The sequence below is a fragment of the Sporosarcina jeotgali genome, from assembly GCF_033304595.1.
GTDB classification, from domain to species: domain Bacteria; phylum Bacillota; class Bacilli; order Bacillales_A; family Planococcaceae; genus Sporosarcina; species Sporosarcina jeotgali.
In genome coordinates this window covers 1,864,798-1,883,036 of the sequence record NZ_CP116341.1, presented here as the reverse complement: position 1 = coordinate 1,883,036, position 18,239 = coordinate 1,864,798, and the positions used below count along the sequence as shown (strand labels likewise).

The window sequence follows — 18,239 nt, the reverse complement described above, 5'->3', positions numbered from 1 at the left end:
CATTATTTCATCATTGTGAAATATTTTATTACATACTGAGCAGTTCAGGAAAGAGGAGAAAAAAACATTGAAAAATCTTAAACGTTTTATAACTGCTGCAGCACTTACTGGAGCTCTATTCACTTCATCGATTCCATCGGCGTTCGCGGATGAGCCATCTTCAGAGTTGCCGCCATTAGATTTAGGGATAGGATTTTCCCCATTTAATGATGCAAACGGTACGAGGTATGCAAATGCTGTTTGGTTTATGTGGACGAATGGCATTGCTAAAGGCATGAATGAGACTCAGTTTGGTGTCTCTCAGCCAATTAAACGAGTAGATGCAACGATGATCGTTGGAAACTACGGCATCGAAGGTCTCAATCCAAAACCGAAGAAAGCACCCTTTACCGACCTTCCCCAGCGTGCCGTTCACACTGTATCCGCCCTTTATGAGTCTGGAATCATTCAAGGCAAAACTAAAACCCTGTTTGGTTCTGACGACACGTTAAAAAGAGGCGAAGCGGCTATAATTGTATCTAGAATGCTTCCATCCGATAAAAAAGTGCCCATTGCGTTTATCGATGTAGGAAATCGATACAAAGAGGCTGTTCAAATTCTAGTTGCCCATGGCATTGTGAAGGGAAAGACAGATACTCTCTTCGGCACAGCAGATCCAATAACTAGAGGGGAACTGGCCATGATGATTCATAGAGTCTTTGAGTCGAGCAAAACGCCACCCGTTCAAGATCCATCTGGCTCACTTCCGTCATTGGCTAAAGATATAGCTATGAATTTGGACAAAGACAGCTACACCCAATTAGATACACCTCAACTAACAATCACCAACAATAACCCGCTTGAACAGATGTTTGGGGCAGTCTTTGAACTACAAGTAATGAAAAACGGTGCTTGGATGAAGGTTCCATTCAACAAAGAGATTGCTTTTCCAGACATCATGTATACGCTGCAAACTGGTGAGAAGCACCAAGAGCGGATTTCACTTAACGACACAATGTTTGAATCCCCGCTTGCGGCTGGTCGATATCGAGTGATCCAAACTATTTTTGACGCTGACGGAAACCGTATTAAATTAGCAGCACCGTTTCAAATCCATGAAGCAGTGAAGTCGCCTCATGGCGAGCTGCCATCTGCTGCAGAAGGTGTAACGATGGAATTAAAAAAGGAAAGTTATAACAATTCAACGGATTACTTAAAACTCAAATTTACCAATTCAAGTGAAGTGACTTATGGATATTTTCGTTATCAATATGATCTAGAAGTGAAAAAGAATGGCACGTGGTATGAAGTCCCATTTGATTCAGAATTGCAGTATCCGCTAGATGTTCACTTATTAGATCCCAAGGGTGTATATGAAACGAATGTCAGCGCATTTGCATATAACAAGTCAGCAAAGTTTGAAAAAGGTGACTATCGATTAGTTCAGAAGCTTGCAGAGGAAAGTAATGAGGAAGAAAATCAATTTACGTTAGCTGCTTATTTTACAATTACTGAGTAATTAACGATGATGTAGTATCTTGAAAAGCAGATGTCTGTGCACGAAACAATCATGAGAGTATATAGAATCATGAAAGTTCTCTGCACAGCACATCCGTTCTAATCAGTCTTCATCTTACATCCTTCATCGTGATGCTTGCTTCTATTCGGTGTTGCATGATTTTTTCGAAGTAACGGGTGTACGCTGATTCTCCAGAATAGGATAAACAGAGGAAATCCTTCGCACGGGTCATTGCGATATAGAGCAGGGAGGCTTCGCGTTCCGTGTCTTCTTCTAGCGAGAACGGCAGGTTGTCCAGGTTAACAACGAAGACGGCTTGGAAATCCAACCCTTTGCTGCTGTCAATTGTACTGATGATAACCTGATCGCTGTCTTTCGTGAATGTACGTTTGGCGTTCGTATCTTTGGTTAGCCAGTAATAAGGAATGCCAGCTTTCTCCATGGCTCGGATCAGTGTGGCGACATAATCGGCTTTGAACGTTTTTCGTACGCGATATAAAATAACCATTTCAGAGAATGGAACGTTGAAATCGTTGTGGAGCTTGACAATTTGTTTGGCCACCATCTCAGCTTCCTGTGAAAATGTCTTCGCTTTATAGATGGCGGGCTGGTATCCTTTTCTGCGCGTACTCTGCGGTGAGATAATTTCATTCTCAAAGTCCTTACTGACAACTTTGTTGCGCAGGGCGGAATTCTCCTGATAAAACTTCCAAGCGAATTCCACGATTTGTGCTGTGTTGCGGTAGTTGATACTCAACACTTTGGAGCGCCCTCGGAAATCGAGACCAGTATCCTGGACATAGGAACGTGCCCGTTTATATATCGATTGTGCACGATCTTCAACGAGCAGCAGCGATTTAGTGTCAGGATTCAGCAGATGGCTCACCAACTTGAACCAATCAGCTTCAAAATCTTGTCCTTCATCGATTAAGATAGCGTCGTACATAGGTAAGATCCCTTCACCTTTTTCAAGTTTTTGCAAGATGACAGGTAACTGAGTTTCGGAGATACGCAAATCATTTTTCAGCCATTCATGGAAGTTTCTCACTATGATAGGATGATCAGCGGCAGGCGGTCCCTCATCACTTGTGAAGTCGAAGTCAAACAACGAATCCGGCTCCTGCATCATTTGATTCACTAAGTGACCAATGGAACGAGACAGCGAGATGTTGTAACATAGAATCAGGATTTTCCAGTTCGGATGCTGTTTTGCAAGCAGTTTCGCACGGCTCGCAAGTATTAATGTTTTACCGCTGCCTGCAACGCCGCGGATGAGTCGGTTTTTGTCCCCGATTTGCTTAGCAAGTTTTTCCTGATGCAAATCCATCGCTTTAATATCATGAAGAGATAGCAGTAATTGATCTTGATAAGGTGATGGCTGCCTGAATTCAGCACTGATTCGTACTTCAGGAAATAGATGATAGCGAATGGTATCGATATCTTCTTGCGACAAAGGTTCGCGCAACCGATATGGCACTACGAACATATTTACAATTTTCTCGATTAGATTCTCTTCAGAAAACGCTTCATGTTCAGGATCGATTTCATCACGTGTCAGACATAGATCAGGTGCAACGACGCTGTATAAGTCGTGTTGGATGAAGTCCTTTTGGTACAATCTTGTATACACACTTCCAAATCCGTAAGGGAATTTCAATTGGAATTGATATTTACCTTCTAGTTGAACAAGATTACGGTCTTTTTTTAATGCATTCACAATATGAAAGGCATTTTCCCTGGCCTGGAGGTGAGGGCTTTTAACCTTGACTTGTTCCCCAGCGGTATTGACAATGGTCCATTCATCAGAGTTTAGTTGAAACAATGTATTTTTCGTATAATCTTTCACTTCCAGAACGACTAACCCAAGGTCTGGTCCGATAATAACAAAAACAGGACGTTTACCGCGTATTTCAGGTTCGTAGTAGACAATATAATCATCAGGCAAGTACGTTTTCAATGTGTGGAACAACTGTCGTTCACCTGCAGTGGATGTTGTTCGTATCGTTTCAGGAATTGTAAAGGCCATATGATAACCCCCTTCGTCAATCATATGTCGAGTATACTATAAAAAGGGGAAACATGGTAAAAATATAGAGAATATTGTAAATACGAAAGTTTGCCATACATCGTATTTCTTTTAATTAGCATTAAATACTATCAGTACAATAAAATGTAACTAGTGGATTTGAATCTGTTAAGGCATTCTTCTCAAAAAATGTTGTTGCTCAATTGATAAATACTATATACTATAAAAAGAAAATATTTGTTTAGAGATTATCTAAGAGGAAGAGGTAAAAAGCTTGAACAGAAAAAGCATGTTCGTTATTTTGTTTGTTCTATTCTTTACAGGGTTTTTAACGGTTTCCGTTGCGAAAGCGGAATCCGGATTACCATTCGATACACAGGTTTCAGGTACGATCACTGAACAAAAGCCGGCGGATGAATATACCATTGTACTCGAGCAGCCAGGCACTCTCTCAGTCACTTTGGACGCCTACTTCTCAGCTGTAATAGTAGACCTTCAAACACCAGATGGTAATAGGGTAGACGGCTATGAGGTCACTTACAATGGGCGCTCGGATAAGCCATCAACCTATAGTAAGGAATACGTTTTGGAATCGGGAGAATATACTTTAATCATTAAAGACCATGAAAAAAGAAGTTTCGGCGATTATGAAATTCGTGCTGCATTCGATCCCGCTAACAATAATGAAATAGAACCGAACCAATCTTTCAACGAAGCAATGCTGCTGACAGTTGGAGGAGATAAAGTAAGAGGTTTTATCAGTCTGGGTGATCAGGATGATTATTATAAAGTCGAGCTCACCGAACCGGGCAGATTTCAGATGAATGCCATTTCCTATATGCCAAACGCGAATATCCGGTTGTTTGACGAACGACAAAAAATGATAGCGTACGAGAGTTTCGGATTTAAAAAGGATGATCCGGTCTATTGGAAACACCAGATAGATCTGGAAGCCGGCATTTACTACATATTAGTGACGGGTCAAGGATCATATCGCGGTGTGTATGAAATGGGTGTCGATTTACAACCTGCCAACAATGAAGAGAAGGAACCGAATAATACTCGGGAAACTGCAATTCCGCTGCAGCTGAATGATGGAAAAACGCACACTGGATTTCTAAGTGATTCCGACAAAATTGACTATTATGCACTTGAAATGAATTACGATGGCTATATGACCATTAACTTTACCTCGGAGTTCAGCATGTATAATCTTATGAGGGAAGTTCATATTTCTTATGGTTCCGATACGAACTTCGGAGCGATAGGGAAGCCTGTGACCTCCACTCAAAAATTAAAACTTGAAAAAGGAATTTATTATTTCAGCCCTTTCAAACAAGTTGACTGGCAAAGTGGCGTTTATACGATGTCGTTTAGCGCAGAACCTGCATTTATGGATATGACGGATCGTTATTCCGCTGCAGTCACTTATCTTGCGGACAAGAAAGTTGCCAAAGGAATTAGTAAAACCGAGTTCGGGATGAAAAATGATATCAAAAGAGTCGATGCAGCGATTTGGCTGGCAAACATTCTGAACCTTGATACATCTGACACAAGTACTCCTCAATATGGAGATGTGCCGAAAAGAGCCTGGGGTGCCGTCAATGCGTTAAGGTCAGCAGGAATCGCAACTGGTAAATCATCCACTTATTTCGGTGCAAATGACACAACAACACGAGGGGAGATGGCTCTCCTCATTCAAAGAGCTTATACATTATCAAGCGATGGGGTAGAACTGTCATTTAAAGATGTATCTCCGAGATATGAAGAAGCGGTAAAAGCATTATTGAAACATAACGTAACACAAGGGAAAACTTCGACAAAATTTGGAACAGGTTCTTCCATCACCCGAGGAGAATTGGCTATATTCCTATATCGTGTGGACGCAGCAAGATAACAAAAAGACCGATGTTGATGGATTTCATCCAACATCGGTTTTTTTAGTTCACTCAATAGCGCATCAGTCAGTCGTAATATCGAAATCGCGACGGCGAATGAATGCATATAGAGCACCAAGTCCTAACAAAGCTGCTGCAAGGATAAATGTGATCCTGACATCCCAAAGCTCTGCAATCGCTCCGAAGCTTAACGAAGAAAACCCGAATAACAGCGATATTAAAGCGCCTTGAACGGCATATATTTTAGGAAGCTCGTCAGGCGTTGCAGATTTTTGAAGCAATGTCTCACTTACAATCCCTTTTAATTGCTGGACAATCCCATTCACTATAACAAGTAAAATGGAAATCCAGGGTATGGTTGTTACTCCAAAAAGAAGAGTTACGGCGCTAAGGCCGAAGGAAAACAGGATTAGCAAGCGTTTTAGGTTGTTTTCAATCCCAATTACAAATCGAGAGCAGAGGACTCCGCCAATTATCATACCAAAGAAGAAAGCAGTATTAATGTAACCCCACCAGGCTTCTGTCTGTCCGAGAACTTGTGACACAAAGATATAAAGAATAGAGGCGATCCATACAACATCGGCAATTGCTTCGAAAATAATAATCACATGCAGACTTCTGAAAAGCGGATTCTTCCATATGATTTGCCAGCCCTCAGTCAGCTCACGGCTCCGTTTACCTTCAAATACTTTTTTCTGAAATGGAGTGGGATCATAAATGCCGGCCATCATCAGCGTTGCCAGTATATATAACCCGACTGTGCCGAAAATAACAAACTGTCCACTCGTCAGTGCGACCGCTGCTCCTCCAAGTGCCCAGCCTCCTAAATTCACTGTTTCAGAGACGATGGAGAAGAAACTGTTCGCTTTCACAAGTTGTTCCTTTGGTACAAGCCGCGGCAGCATTGCATGGCTTGCCGGCGATGCCCAGCCGTCCAAAAAGGCAATACAGCCAACAAAGGTCAGAATGATGAATAGATTGGTCGTCGCATCTGAACTCAATAAAAGTGATAGAACAGCCAACAGAACGGTCTTACTTACTTGTAAATAAACAAGCAACGTTTTTAAAGGAAAACGATTGATCAGCCATGGAGAGATCATCCCGCTTATAAATCGACCGAACATATTGATAAAAGGCACCAGCGCTAAGGCAAAAGGCGACTCAGTGAGTGTATATAATAAAGAAATGATCCCGACAATATAAAAAACATCACCTAGATTAGCCATTGATTGGCCAAGCCAAAGAAAACGAAACGATTGATTTTTCATTCTTACTGCCCCTTTACTCTCAAATTTAAATTTGATTTCTCAGGGTAGTTTTACACTCGTATTATTCCTTCTTAAAATTAAAAACAACTTCATACATAACACACTAGAATCTTTATCTAAAGGATTGCTGACAAAAAGGAAGAGCAGTAAGAATGAAAGGCTTTTCACATAAGTTAAATTATAACAACAAGTCAATTGGTTTACTATACTTTTGTCAACTCTTTCTAGTTGTACCCGAATCCTATATTATTTGTTACAAAGACATGGAAACGAGCCTAGGATAGAATGTGTGTCCATCAAAGGCAGCCATGATATCTATCGAGACGCACCAGAAAAAGTTGTCAGCGGAATAAATGAGTGGATTCACGAAACGTTTACTGCTGGCAGGCCAACCAACGACAAGGGGGAATGACAGCAATCGCATTTATTGCTGCCTGTTTAGACCGGCTATTTCCTCTTCAGTCAAGTGGCGCCATTGGCCGATCTCTAATGAACCGAGTTGAATATGCCTGATTCGAACTCTCTTCAAGTGTGTGACCGTATATTGAAAATGTCTGCACATTCTGCGGATTTGACGATTCAATCCTTGGGAAAGCGTTATGCGAAACGTATACTCATCCAACTGAATTACAGGGCAGGCATTTGTTGTTGTATAGCTCTTTTTTCTTGGATTGTAAATCGTAACGCCGTTTGATAAATCATCTATAAAAGGTTCTGTGATTTTTTTATCGACGGTTACAATGTATTCTTTTTCTTGATGGTTTTCTTCTTTCATTAACTCATTTACAACGCTTCCGTCATTAGTTAATAGAATTAGACCTTCTGTTTCTTTATCTAGACGCCCCACTGGAAAAATTCGTTCAGGGCAGGAGACATAGTCAATAATATTATTAGCAACGGCAGGGGAGGCAGTACAAATAATCCCGCTCGGTTTATTGAGGATCATGTAAACTTTCTGGGATGCGTGCTTAATTCTGTGACCCTCTACTTCGACCAGATCGTTCTCTTCAACAAAATAAACATGTGGTGCAATCTCGCCATTGACTAACACTTTTTCAGCGGTAATCAACCGCTCCGCCTGTCTTCGGGAACAGAAACCGGAAGAACTGATATATTGATTCAACCTCAACGTTTTCGCTCCTTATCTATCTGCAGCTTGCTATATAATAACATGTTTGCAGTTTTGCTGAATGATCGTGCTGAACGGGATGCTGTAAACGATCATTTGTATTAAAAATAAGAAAGAGACAGTTCCAAAAGGTTGGAGCCGTCTCTTTCTTGGGATGTCTTATTAGAAAACGAGAGTCAATTGCTATAGTTACGTACAAATTCCTTGTACTCTGTTCAATAAGATATCCAATTCACTGCTGCATTTTACAACACGCGGATGTGTGAATCCGAATTGATCCGCTTTTTTATACATATTGACTCTTTTTACTCTGATTCTAAACAAAAGAAGATTCTTTCTGACACTTTTATACAATTCTATTCCTCCATACTATATATTAAGCTTCAATCATGCAGTAATTTCTAGTAGGTATAGAAGCAACTTGTTCATCATATTAAAAGAGAAATGAAAAGTATGTCGTATTTTGAGGGGCAAAAAATTTTTCACTCAATTGTGGCGAAGGTGTGTACAATGTTTAACTATTCAATTATCAATTCGAACGAAACGATGTGTTTCTCTAATCGTGAATCTAATTCTCTCGTTTGTATAACTTAAAAAGTGCCAGGGCGTGAAACAATTAAAATCGTTTCACCCTCTGGCAGCTGAAACACACTACTCCGCAAGGTCCACTTTCAAACTTCCTACTCCAATATCGATGTCCAATTCGATACCCCCATGCCGACATCCTAGAATGCATTATTTATAATATACTGTTGGAAAGGCTCTTAAAGTACAAATACTTGAATCATTCAGTTACCAACAATCTTATCATTGTTTACGGATCGTTATGCAGCGTTTAATAGCTTTGTTATACTTGCAGTGCAGGGTTAAGTAAACTTCGTACAAACTATAACCTGGGGGTGGATAAACCATGTCGAACAATCGATCGTACAGCAATTATGATGAAAATGGATATCCCGAACTGCATCTGGGGTATGCGGATGTGATTTTACTCGGGCAATGGGATGGACTTTCCAATGCGTTGTATTCGTTGCACGAAGGGGAAAACTTATGGGTTCAATTTAACTTGGATGCAGATGCTGAAATTGTGGAAACGTATACGCTTTTAAAAGGGACTGTTGAAATTCAATATGAAGGAAAACGCCGCAATTTCCACCTTGGTGAAACCATTGATGCATCACAATATGAAAAGACGATTTCATTTCACGCGGAATCTGATGCGGAAATCCTCATTAAAACCACAGTGGAAATATTTGAACCTGGTTTTTTTGAATCGCAAGTTTTACAAGAAGAAGCAGATGCCATTGAAAAATTAGATGGCTATACATATATGCATTGCAATCGAATCAAGAACTATTCTATAGAAGTGTGGACGGAACTCGATATGCCGAAAAGATTCCTACAGACACTAAGATGGGGAGCTTATTTTCATGACATTGGTAAACTTTCAGTTCCTTTGGAAATCCTTAACAAGCCAGGGCCGTTAACTGCAGAAGAATGGCAAATCATGAAAGCGCATACAACGGAAGGTGCTAAAATGATTCGCAATCACAAAGTGGACATGCTTAGTAAATCAGCTTTCATTGTCGAACAGCATCACGAAAGATATGACGGGAAAGGGTATCCATACGGACTGAAGGGCGAAGAGATATCACTCGAAGCATCGATTGTGAGTGTGGTCGATTCGTTTGACGCGATGACTACGGACCGTGCTTACAAAAAAGCATTACCGATCAAAGATGCCCTTCAAGAACTGGTTGAGGGCAGAGGAACACAGTTCAACCCGAAAGCTGTGGATGCATTCCTATCGGTTCTAGCGAAAAGAAAAAATCCTTGGAAGTAACTGCTATCTGAAAGAAAGAACGGTTCATTGAAACAGAGTCATTCCATACAACGCGGAGGGCAAGCATGGAAACCATGAATTTGAGAACGCAGCAGAATGAAATGAAACCGACAATTCAAATGGTAAAGGATGACATTTACATCGAGTTATCTACCAATTCGGAAATCAGAAAGCTCTGCACGGATTGTATGGACGGCGCTCGTATTCTTTATAACCGATATATGAATGACGCCCATTAATCATTTCCGAAGGTTTACTTTGGTAATGTGTTACCGATTTAATCAGATGAAAATTAATGGTTCAGTTAAGGGTTAATAGGTAGTTGAAAGTATTTTAAGGAGGCAGTTCCGTTGGAAATTATAAAAGGAACGAAAAGTTTTGACTTAGATCAGTTTTTAAAGAAGCCATTATTTGCACATCTATCGACTTCGTCTAAAGAGGGTCCCAGGGAATCGCCTGTCTGGTTCCACTGGGAAAACGACTGTATCTGGATTACTGGCAATCCTTCCACAAATAGCTTTCCGGGGAGAATTGAAGAAAACTCTGAATGTGCAATTGGAATTGTTGACTTTGACCCAGCTACAGGGAAAGTGTGGCATGCAGGGTTTAGGGGGCGTGCTGCAGTTGAGCCTTTTGATAAAGGATTAGCAGTACGCCTATTCATCCGGTATCTCGGTAGTGAAGAAAACAATTGGGATCCAATGTTCAAGCGGTTCTTAGACGATAGTAATGTTTTAATTCGCTTTGTCCCAGAAACAGTGGTGGTTCGAGACCAATCTTATATCCCGAGTTTCTAAAGGGATGCAAGAAGATGATTTAAAAGGTTCTCCACGTTATGGTTCCAAGAATTACTCGTGTTTATCTGCGCGCTTTTCACTCAATAAATCACCCACTGTCCCGAGTTGAATCTCTTTCTTTTTAATTCCTTCTATTATTGCAGCCAGTCCTTCAGCAGTGGGTTTCGTTGGATGCATGAGTATCATGGAGCCATTTTCAACACCCGATACGACACGTGCGACCATCTCAGCTGTATCTGGTTTTTTCCAGTCCACCGTGTCCACCGTCCATAGAATCGTTTTCATATTAAGTTCATGTGCCGCGTCAATGGTAACCTGATTATAACTCCCGCTTGGCGGTGCAAACCACTTCGGTTTTACACCCAGAGCTGCTTCAATGACCTCATTTGTTTTCTCTAATTCACCGATTGTTTCTGCGCGGGAACGATTGGCAAGATCCGGATGACTGTAAGCGTGGTTGCCGATCTCATGGCCTTCTAGACTGATCATGGTAATAATGTCAGGGTTTCGTTTCACCCAGCTGCCGTCAAAGAAAAACGTAGCCATTACTTGTGAATCTTTTAACGTTTTCAACATAGCTGGAATGTGTTCTTCCCCCCATGCCACATTGATTAATAACGCCGCCATCGGTTTTTCCGGATTGCCTTTATAAATAGGCGAGGGGGGAAGATCTTTTAAATGGATTTTAGGAGGAACTTCTTTAAAAACGAGATGATCCGTATTGAAATTGTTTGCATCTAACATTTTTTGATAAGACTTCTCGATGTCGACGGTCAACCCGTTGTACCCTGGGATGGCCATCCAAACCCGGTCAATCTTTGCATCGATGGGCTTTATTTCATACTCCTTTGCATAAGATTGAATCGCTTCGTAAGACACATCAGTTCCTGTGCCGCTTGCTGCACCGACTGTCGTTGAGGAATTGGATGCGGGTACCATGAGTTCGTTCGAATCAGGTTTCTTTTCATTGCCTAAAATTATGATTGCGACGCAGACTGCGAGTACCAAAACCAGTAAAATAAATTGTTTCATAATAGCCTCCTGTACCAAAGTTGTAGAGAATCACTTCTGGTATGCCCTACTTTACTTGTTCAATACTGAAACGAGCGTCCATGGCAGTCCGAAACACGTGCTCTTTATAATTGACATCTAAAATCGTTAAACTTATAGTTAGTCTATAATTTAATACCGTGAACTTCCGTTAAGGGGAGTAGCTGCTACAGTCAAGCCGTCAATACAGGAGATAATTCCTCGGCTTTACTGGCAACAATCGTTGTTAGCGAGACCTTACCATTTATTTGGTGAGGTCTTTTATTTTGTTAGAGACCTTATGACCAGATAGTGGTTATAAGGTCTCTTTTTTATTTTAAACTTTTATTGGAGGCTATCATTTGAGCACTTATCTAGAACTTGCCAATTCAATCATTGTGAAAAACAATAATCGTGTAAAGAGCTGCGACAAATCGTTAACACTTATCGGAACCGGGAGAAGTGCATTTGTATTTAGAATCGAGTCAACGACCAAAGCCATTAAAGTGTTCTTTCCTGGTTTTGAACATATTGCGAAAGAAGAAACCGAAATTTATCACGTCCTGAAAGATATTACACAGTTTCCCTCTGTCTATGAACAGGGGCGGAATTATATCGTAATGGATTACATTGAAGGGGATACGCTTTTTGAGTGCCTGACAAATGGAACAGTGATTACATCAGGACATATCCAAGAAATCGATGACGCTCTATCATTGGCTTCAGATTTGGGATTAAATCCCTCCGATATTCATTTACGTAATCTCTTGATCGCTTCTAATGGGGAGATAAAACTTATTGATGTTGCGCGTTATCGACAAACGAAAGACTGCAAACAATGGTCCAACCTTAAAAAAGCGCATCTCCAACTCTATAGGAAACGTTACTTTGTAAAGAAAATCCCAAAGCCGTTTTTGAATATGTTGGCTTTCATTTACAAAAAAGGACTTATCCCAACTTATCGATTATAAAATAATTGAGCTTCTTTAAGTGCCATCGACTCATGCAGTTCAGGAACGTTTTTCTCGCGATTTTCATTCGTGAATTAGCAGGGTTGTCTCAATAACTAAAGATGCAACTTCCCTCCGAAACAGCTATGATTAACGTATAAGAACTCGCACCAGTTCGTAAAGGAGTGACACCATATGCAAAGTTACATAGTGATGCAGGGTCGTACCTATCACGAAGAAAAAGAATCAGGCATCCTTTGGTCGCTGCAGCAAGACAGCGCCGGAAATGTCCAGCATTTCTGGGAACGGATGAAAGAAGTCAATGAGGGAGATCGTATTTTCCATTATGTAAAAGGAGATATTGTCGCAATCAGCATAGCGAAAACCGGATACAGGGAAGAACAAAAGCCATCCCAAATTCAACTGCCAGGCAATGAAAACGATAAAGGCTATTTAGTCGAAGCGGATTACTATGAACTTGATAAGCCCTTAACAATCCTAAATGTTTTCGATGAAATACGTCCGCTTCTGCCGATAAAATATTCACCGTTTCAAGAGAATGCGAATGGCAATCAGGGCTATCTATATCCATGCAATGATGAACTCGCTATTAAACTAATCGAGCTGATCAGCGACTTGAACATTTACGAAATCGATGAAGAACAATTGGAATTCGTACTGGGAACTGTTCGAAAAACGGAACACGATTTCCTGACACCCATTCTTGCTGAAACCGAGACGGAAGCGAAAACGAAACTCCGGCTTGGCCGCCAGCGATTCCGAAACGACCTCATGCCGCTTTGGAATGATAAATGCGCACTCTGCGACATCGGGTTGCCTGAACTGCTTCAAGCAAGCTATGCAAAACCATGGAAAGACAGCAGCAATAAGGAGCGGATTGATCCGAACAACGGACTCCTGCTTTGCCGCAACCATGATGCTTTGTATAACAACGGTCTCATTGCGTTTGATGGGCAAGGGAAGATTCATATAGCAGCGGGCATCCCGGAAGAGGATTACACCAAGTATGGTCTTCATGGAAAGATGAAAGTGAATAGAACAAAGGAGAATAAACCTTATTTGAAGTGGCATAAGAAGCATATATTTAAAGAGTAAAGGCAGTCGCTAACAGCTAGAGTGATCGCATTAGGAATAGAATAATTTAAGCATTTTACAGTTATTCATAGACATACAAAAGTCATTAAAGGATGCGAATTACTAATAAATAAATAGTAATTTTAGCCATTTGAGTTCTTGTTTAAATCTTTATTCGTGCTAGTGGACTGGCTGACAGCTTAAACTCTCTAGTATTCTGATATTAAAAAACTATTGCCCAATTCTAAAATCATGTGGTAAAATAAGTTTTCAGTTCACGATAATTTAGCAGGCATCATTGCTTTCTTTATTGGTGATTGAATATTTTGCTCAAGGGGGGATAGCTATGAAGAATTTATTTTCTAAATGGAATCGGATCAGTCTAGTTAAAAGAATTTTTATTGGTATTATTCTTGGTGTTATTTTAGCCCTTACGGTGCCTGGTGCAAGCGGGATTACTATTTTTGGTTCATTATTCGTAGGAGCATTAAAAGCAGTAGCGCCCGTGCTCGTATTATTTTTAGTCATGTACGCACTTGCTGCGCATAAACGCGGTACAAAAACAAATATGAAAACGGTTCTTGCACTTTATGCGATTGGTACACTCCTCGCAGGTGTTGTTGCTGTCGCTGTAAGTTTTATATTCCCGGTTACACTAACGCTGACTGAAGGAGCAGAAGGACTCACTCCTCCTGAAGGTATTGTTGAGGTACTACAAACAGTCCTCTTTAATATGGTAACCAATCCAGTCGATGCGTTACTGAATGCGAACTATCTAGGTATTTTAATGTGGGCAGTAATTCTGGGTCTTGCACTAAAAAGTGCAAATCAAAACACGAAAGACATGTTAGGCAGCTTTTCAGATGCCATCACTAAAGTTGTACAATGGGTCATCAACCTAGCACCGATTGGAATTATGGGACTTGTCTTTGATGCGATTGTCACAACGGGCCTGTCTGCTTTACTCGTATATGGGAAACTCGTTTTAATTCTAGTGGGATGTATGCTGTTCATTGCACTTGTTGTAAATCCGCTGATCGTCTATGTCTATATACGCAGAAATCCATATCCATTAGTTTTCAAAGTTCTAAAAGAAAGCGGTCTCACAGCCTTCTTTACACGCAGTTCAGCTGCAAACATCCCTGTAAATATGAAATTATGTGAAGAACTTGGCTTGGATGAAGATACGTACGCAGTCTCCATTCCTTTAGGGGCAACAATTAATATGGCAGGTGCAGCTGTTACAATCGCTGTACTCACACTTGCAGCAGTCAACACACTAGATATTCAAGTGGACTTCATGACAGCGCTTTTGCTATCTGTCATTGCTGCTGTTTCTGCAGCGGGTGCTTCAGGAGTGGCGGGCGGATCCCTTCTATTGATCCCGCTGGCATGCAGTTTGTTCGGTGTACCGAATGAGATAGCAATGCAAGTCGTAGGTGTAGGCTTTATCATCGGGGTTGTTCAAGACTCTTGTGAAACAGCATTGAACTCATCAACGGACGTCTTGTTCACGGCAACAGCGGAGTATGCGAAAGAGTATAAGGAAAGTAAAGTAGGCAACGCTGCTGCTTTGAAGTCTTAAGGTTTAGAAGAATAAAATAAGCTGTAACAGACTATCCAATGGGTGCCATCACCTGGTTGGATAGTCTTTTTTTATAAAAATGTATATCCAACCTTGAATCTTGAGGAGCGTCAAGGTTTCAAATCAGAAACCCTCTTATACTGCAGGTAGAAGATCAGTAACCAACACATAGGAGGATGAAAATCATGAGAAAAGGTGTATTTACGTTAGAACCGCTTAGCTGCCCGTCGTGTATTAAGAAGATTGAACGTGCATTAGGAAAAATGGAAGGGATCCGGGAAGTGAACGTCCTATTTAACTCGAGTAAAGTGCGTGCTCAGTTTAATGAAGACCAAGTCACTGCGGATGAAATCCAAGAAACGATTTCAAAGCTAGGTTATCCAGTTGTCACGCAAAAAGTATCTTGAACGACTACTCAGGAAAGGAGGTAGAATCATGAATGCAAAAAGAACATCCCAAATCACTGCTGTATCAGCGATACTGCTCGTCTTGGCGATAGTACTTCATTTTACAGGCTTGTCAGACGCGAAACAATGGACGCTGATTACAGCGACAGCAATCGCAGGAACACCAATCACATGGAAAGCAATTCAAGCTCTGCGTATGAAAGCGTTCAGTATTGAACTGCTTGTAACCATCGCAGTTATCGGTGCCTTATTCATTGGAGAATACGTTGAATCCGCGGCGGTTACATTTCTCTTTCTGTTCGGTGCCTTTCTCGAAGTTCGAACACTCGAAAAAACGCGCTCGTCGCTCAAATCACTCATTGACATGGCGCCTAGTGACGCAACGGTCATCCGTGAAGGCGAAACAATGACGATTTCAATCGATGACGTCCTAGAAGGTGACCGCGTAATCATCCGCTCGGGAGAAAAAGTCGCAACGGATGGCGTCATCGTCACCGGGAACGCCACAGTGAATGAATCAGCAATTACTGGAGAATCTGTGCCAGCGCGTAAAGCGATTGATGACCGGGTATTTAGTGGAAGTATCGTCGATAATGGGTTCATTGAAGTCATCGCAGACCGAGTGGGAGACGACACTACTTTCGCACGGATCATTGAACTTGTTGAAGAAGCACAAGAATCGAAATCGAAAACACAAAAGTTTCTCGATCGTTTTGCAACAGTGTACACCCCAGCCATCGTTCTATTATCCATACTTGTTTACATCTTTACACGAAATATTGAAATGACACTGACGTTCTTAGTCGTCGCCTGTCCAGGTGCACTCGTCATCTCGGCTCCTGTATCCATCGTCGCTGGCATTGGGAACGGAGCTCGACATGGTGTGCTCGTCAAAGGGGGCGAAATCATGGAGAATCTAGCTAAAGTCGACACCGTTGTGTTCGATAAAACAGGAACACTCACAAAAGGACGTCCTGAAGTGATGGACATCCACACTATTTCAGGCGATGAAAACGAATTACTGCGTCTTGTCGCAGAAGCCGAAGTGATATCTGAACACCATCTCGGGCAAACGATTGTGAAAGAAGCTCAAAAGCGAGGTATCACTTTGGTCAATCAACCCAAAGACGCTGAAATCATCGAAGGCAACGGTGTTCGCGTGACAGTTGAAAACAAAACCCTTACAGTCGGCAATCGCAAACTGATGGCGGCTAAAGACATTGTCATAGAAGAATCCATGGAATCGTACGCAGTTCAACGAGAAAAAGCAGGAAGTACAGCCATCTTCGCAGCCATTGACGGAGTCGTGCACGGTATCATCTCCATTGCAGATCAGATTCGTCCGGAAGCAAAGGAAGCAATTCAAGAGTTGAGAGCCAATGGAGTCAAACAAATCATCATGCTAACGGGGGACAATCGGCATACAGCAGATTTGGTTGGCAAACAGCTCGGACTCGATCACGTTCACGCAGAGTTATTACCGGAAGACAAAGTAGCGTGGATTAAGCAGTTACAAGCAGAAGGCCATGTCGTCGCAATGGCAGGTGACGGCATAAACGACGCACCGGCTATCGCAACTGCTGACATCGGGCTTGCGATGGGAGAAGGCGGAACCGACATCTCCATGGAAACAGCTGACGTCGTCCTAATGGCAGACCGACTCGATCAGTTCTCTCACGCACATGCATTAGCGAAAGTAACCATCCTAAATATGAAACAAAACACTTATTTCGCAGTCACAACGGTGTTCATCCTACTTGCGGGTGTCCTTTTCGGAAAAGTATTTCTTGCGTCAGGCATGCTCATCCACGAAGTGAGTGTATTGCTCGTCATCCTCAACGCAGTTCGATTAATGCGGTATACGAAGAAGGAAAGGAAGCGAAATGTACCGAATAGAGTACTACAACCGGAGTGAGGGGAGAATTCCAATGACTGAACACAATTCCTGTGGCCATGAAACGGCAAGCAACGTCGAGATGCGTCATTCCTGTATCGCGACTGTACCGATTTTTAACCACTTAACCGCAGAGGAAATGAATGAAATTGTAAAAACGACCAACTCTGTCGCGTATGCAAAAGGAGAAACCATCTATCACGCAGGTGAACCTTCTATCGGACTGCAAATCGTGCACAAAGGTCGCCTCAAAATCTATCGATTATCGGAAACAGGAAAAGAACAACTGGTTCGCATACTCGGTCCAGGAGACTTCACAGGGGAACTGTCGCTCTTCAGCGAATCCGTGAACGAAGCATACGCAGAAGCCTTAGAGCCTGTCGAAATATGTGCCATGAATCGCGAAACCCTTCAACAGTTTCTATTGAAGTACCCAGCCATCTCACTGAAAATGTTAACCGAGTTTTCCTCACGACTCTTAAAATCCGAACAGCAATCAGCCAGTATCGCAATGGAAACCGTTGAAACACGAATTGCGATGTATTTGGCGGATCAAACTGAAGAGCAACGCACTCAATTGATCACATTGCCTATGACGCGCAAAGACTTGGCGTCGCATTTAGGGACGACACCTGAAACGGTGAGCCGTAAGTTGACGGAGTTTGAAGAGGCTGGGTGGATTGAGCAAGAAGCGCAGCGGAAAATTCGGGTGTTGGATTTGGATGCTTTGTTGTTGGCTTGAGATTTTCTAGGTGCCTGGACCATATACAATTATAGGAATAAAAGAGGTTACAATCCCCGGAGATACTTTGGTGATTGT

General features: G+C 41.8%; 16 protein-coding genes. 11 read left to right on the top strand and 5 right to left on the bottom strand.

The features are described 5' to 3' along the window. Positions 1 to 67: 67 nt before the first annotated feature. Positions 68 to 1,498 carry an S-layer homology domain-containing protein gene (locus PGH26_RS09285; protein ID WP_323690801.1) on the top strand — a complete coding sequence of 477 codons (1,431 nt, stop codon included), beginning with the start codon at positions 68 to 70 and terminating at the stop codon, positions 1,496 to 1,498. Positions 1,499 to 1,607: 109 nt separating this feature from the next. Here PGH26_RS09285 and PGH26_RS09280 read toward each other — a convergent pair whose 3' ends face one another. Further along, entirely contained in the window at positions 1,608 to 3,524 is a 1,917-nt protein-coding gene (locus tag PGH26_RS09280; protein WP_323690800.1) for a 3'-5' exonuclease, read from the bottom strand. A gap of 274 nt (positions 3,525 to 3,798) precedes the next feature. On the opposite strand from PGH26_RS09280, the gene PGH26_RS09275 reads away from it, so the two are divergent. Then, entirely contained in the window at positions 3,799 to 5,421 is a 1,623-nt protein-coding gene (locus PGH26_RS09275; RefSeq protein WP_323690799.1) for an S-layer homology domain-containing protein, read from the top strand. Between the two features lie 63 nt (positions 5,422 to 5,484). Here the strand turns inward: PGH26_RS09275 and PGH26_RS09270 are convergent, their stop codons facing one another. From PGH26_RS09270 to PGH26_RS09260, 3 genes are all read right to left on the bottom strand, one after another. After that, positions 5,485 to 6,690, bottom strand: a complete 1,206-nt coding sequence (locus tag PGH26_RS09270; RefSeq protein ID WP_323690798.1) for an MFS transporter — start codon at positions 6,688 to 6,690, stop codon at positions 5,485 to 5,487. Between the two features lie 424 nt (positions 6,691 to 7,114). Then, positions 7,115 to 7,819, bottom strand: coding sequence for a pseudouridine synthase (locus PGH26_RS09265; RefSeq protein ID WP_323690797.1), 705 nt, complete (start codon positions 7,817 to 7,819; stop codon positions 7,115 to 7,117). A gap of 189 nt (positions 7,820 to 8,008) precedes the next feature. Further along, complete coding sequence (locus PGH26_RS09260; protein WP_323693501.1) at positions 8,009 to 8,143, bottom strand: aspartyl-phosphate phosphatase Spo0E family protein; 135 nt, start codon at positions 8,141 to 8,143, stop codon at positions 8,009 to 8,011. Between the two features lie 586 nt (positions 8,144 to 8,729). Here PGH26_RS09260 and PGH26_RS09255 point away from each other — a divergent pair. From PGH26_RS09255 to PGH26_RS09245, 3 genes are all read left to right on the top strand, one after another. Continuing rightward, on the top strand, positions 8,730 to 9,662 hold the full coding sequence (locus PGH26_RS09255; RefSeq protein WP_323690796.1) for an HD-GYP domain-containing protein: 933 nt from the start codon (positions 8,730 to 8,732) through the stop codon (positions 9,660 to 9,662). A 65-nt stretch (positions 9,663 to 9,727) separates the two neighbouring features. Further along, entirely contained in the window at positions 9,728 to 9,901 is a 174-nt protein-coding gene (locus tag PGH26_RS09250; protein WP_323690795.1) for a hypothetical protein, read from the top strand. Between the two features lie 111 nt (positions 9,902 to 10,012). Beyond that, positions 10,013 to 10,459 (top strand): pyridoxamine 5'-phosphate oxidase family protein, encoded by a 447-nt coding sequence (locus PGH26_RS09245; protein ID WP_323690793.1) that lies wholly within the window; start codon positions 10,013 to 10,015, stop codon positions 10,457 to 10,459. Positions 10,460 to 10,510: 51 nt separating this feature from the next. On the opposite strand, the gene PGH26_RS09240 is transcribed toward PGH26_RS09245, so the two are convergent. After that, positions 10,511 to 11,491 carry a polysaccharide deacetylase family protein gene (locus PGH26_RS09240; protein ID WP_323690792.1) on the bottom strand — a complete coding sequence of 327 codons (981 nt, stop codon included), beginning with the start codon at positions 11,489 to 11,491 and terminating at the stop codon, positions 10,511 to 10,513. A 359-nt stretch (positions 11,492 to 11,850) separates the two neighbouring features. On the opposite strand from PGH26_RS09240, the gene PGH26_RS09235 reads away from it, so the two are divergent. The 6 genes from PGH26_RS09235 (at position 11,851) to PGH26_RS09210 (ending at position 18,161) form a co-directional block, all read left to right on the top strand. Then, the gene (locus PGH26_RS09235) at positions 11,851 to 12,459 is read left to right on the top strand and encodes a protein kinase family protein (protein WP_323690791.1); all 609 of its coding nucleotides are present in this window, start codon (positions 11,851 to 11,853) and stop codon (positions 12,457 to 12,459) included. A gap of 174 nt (positions 12,460 to 12,633) precedes the next feature. Then, a complete protein-coding gene (locus PGH26_RS09230) occupies positions 12,634 to 13,554 on the top strand; it encodes an HNH endonuclease (protein WP_323690790.1) in 921 nt (306 codons plus the stop codon). A 325-nt stretch (positions 13,555 to 13,879) separates the two neighbouring features. Continuing rightward, positions 13,880 to 15,118, top strand: a complete 1,239-nt coding sequence (sstT, locus tag PGH26_RS09225; protein WP_323690789.1) for a serine/threonine transporter SstT — start codon at positions 13,880 to 13,882, stop codon at positions 15,116 to 15,118. A 185-nt stretch (positions 15,119 to 15,303) separates the two neighbouring features. Continuing rightward, positions 15,304 to 15,525, top strand: coding sequence for a heavy-metal-associated domain-containing protein (locus PGH26_RS09220; RefSeq protein ID WP_323690788.1), 222 nt, complete (start codon positions 15,304 to 15,306; stop codon positions 15,523 to 15,525). Between the two features lie 28 nt (positions 15,526 to 15,553). Next, entirely contained in the window at positions 15,554 to 17,440 is a 1,887-nt protein-coding gene (locus PGH26_RS09215; RefSeq protein ID WP_323690787.1) for a heavy metal translocating P-type ATPase, read from the top strand. Positions 17,441 to 17,453: 13 nt separating this feature from the next. Further along, on the top strand, positions 17,454 to 18,161 hold the full coding sequence (locus tag PGH26_RS09210; RefSeq protein WP_323690786.1) for a Crp/Fnr family transcriptional regulator: 708 nt from the start codon (positions 17,454 to 17,456) through the stop codon (positions 18,159 to 18,161). Positions 18,162 to 18,239 lie beyond the last annotated feature (78 nt).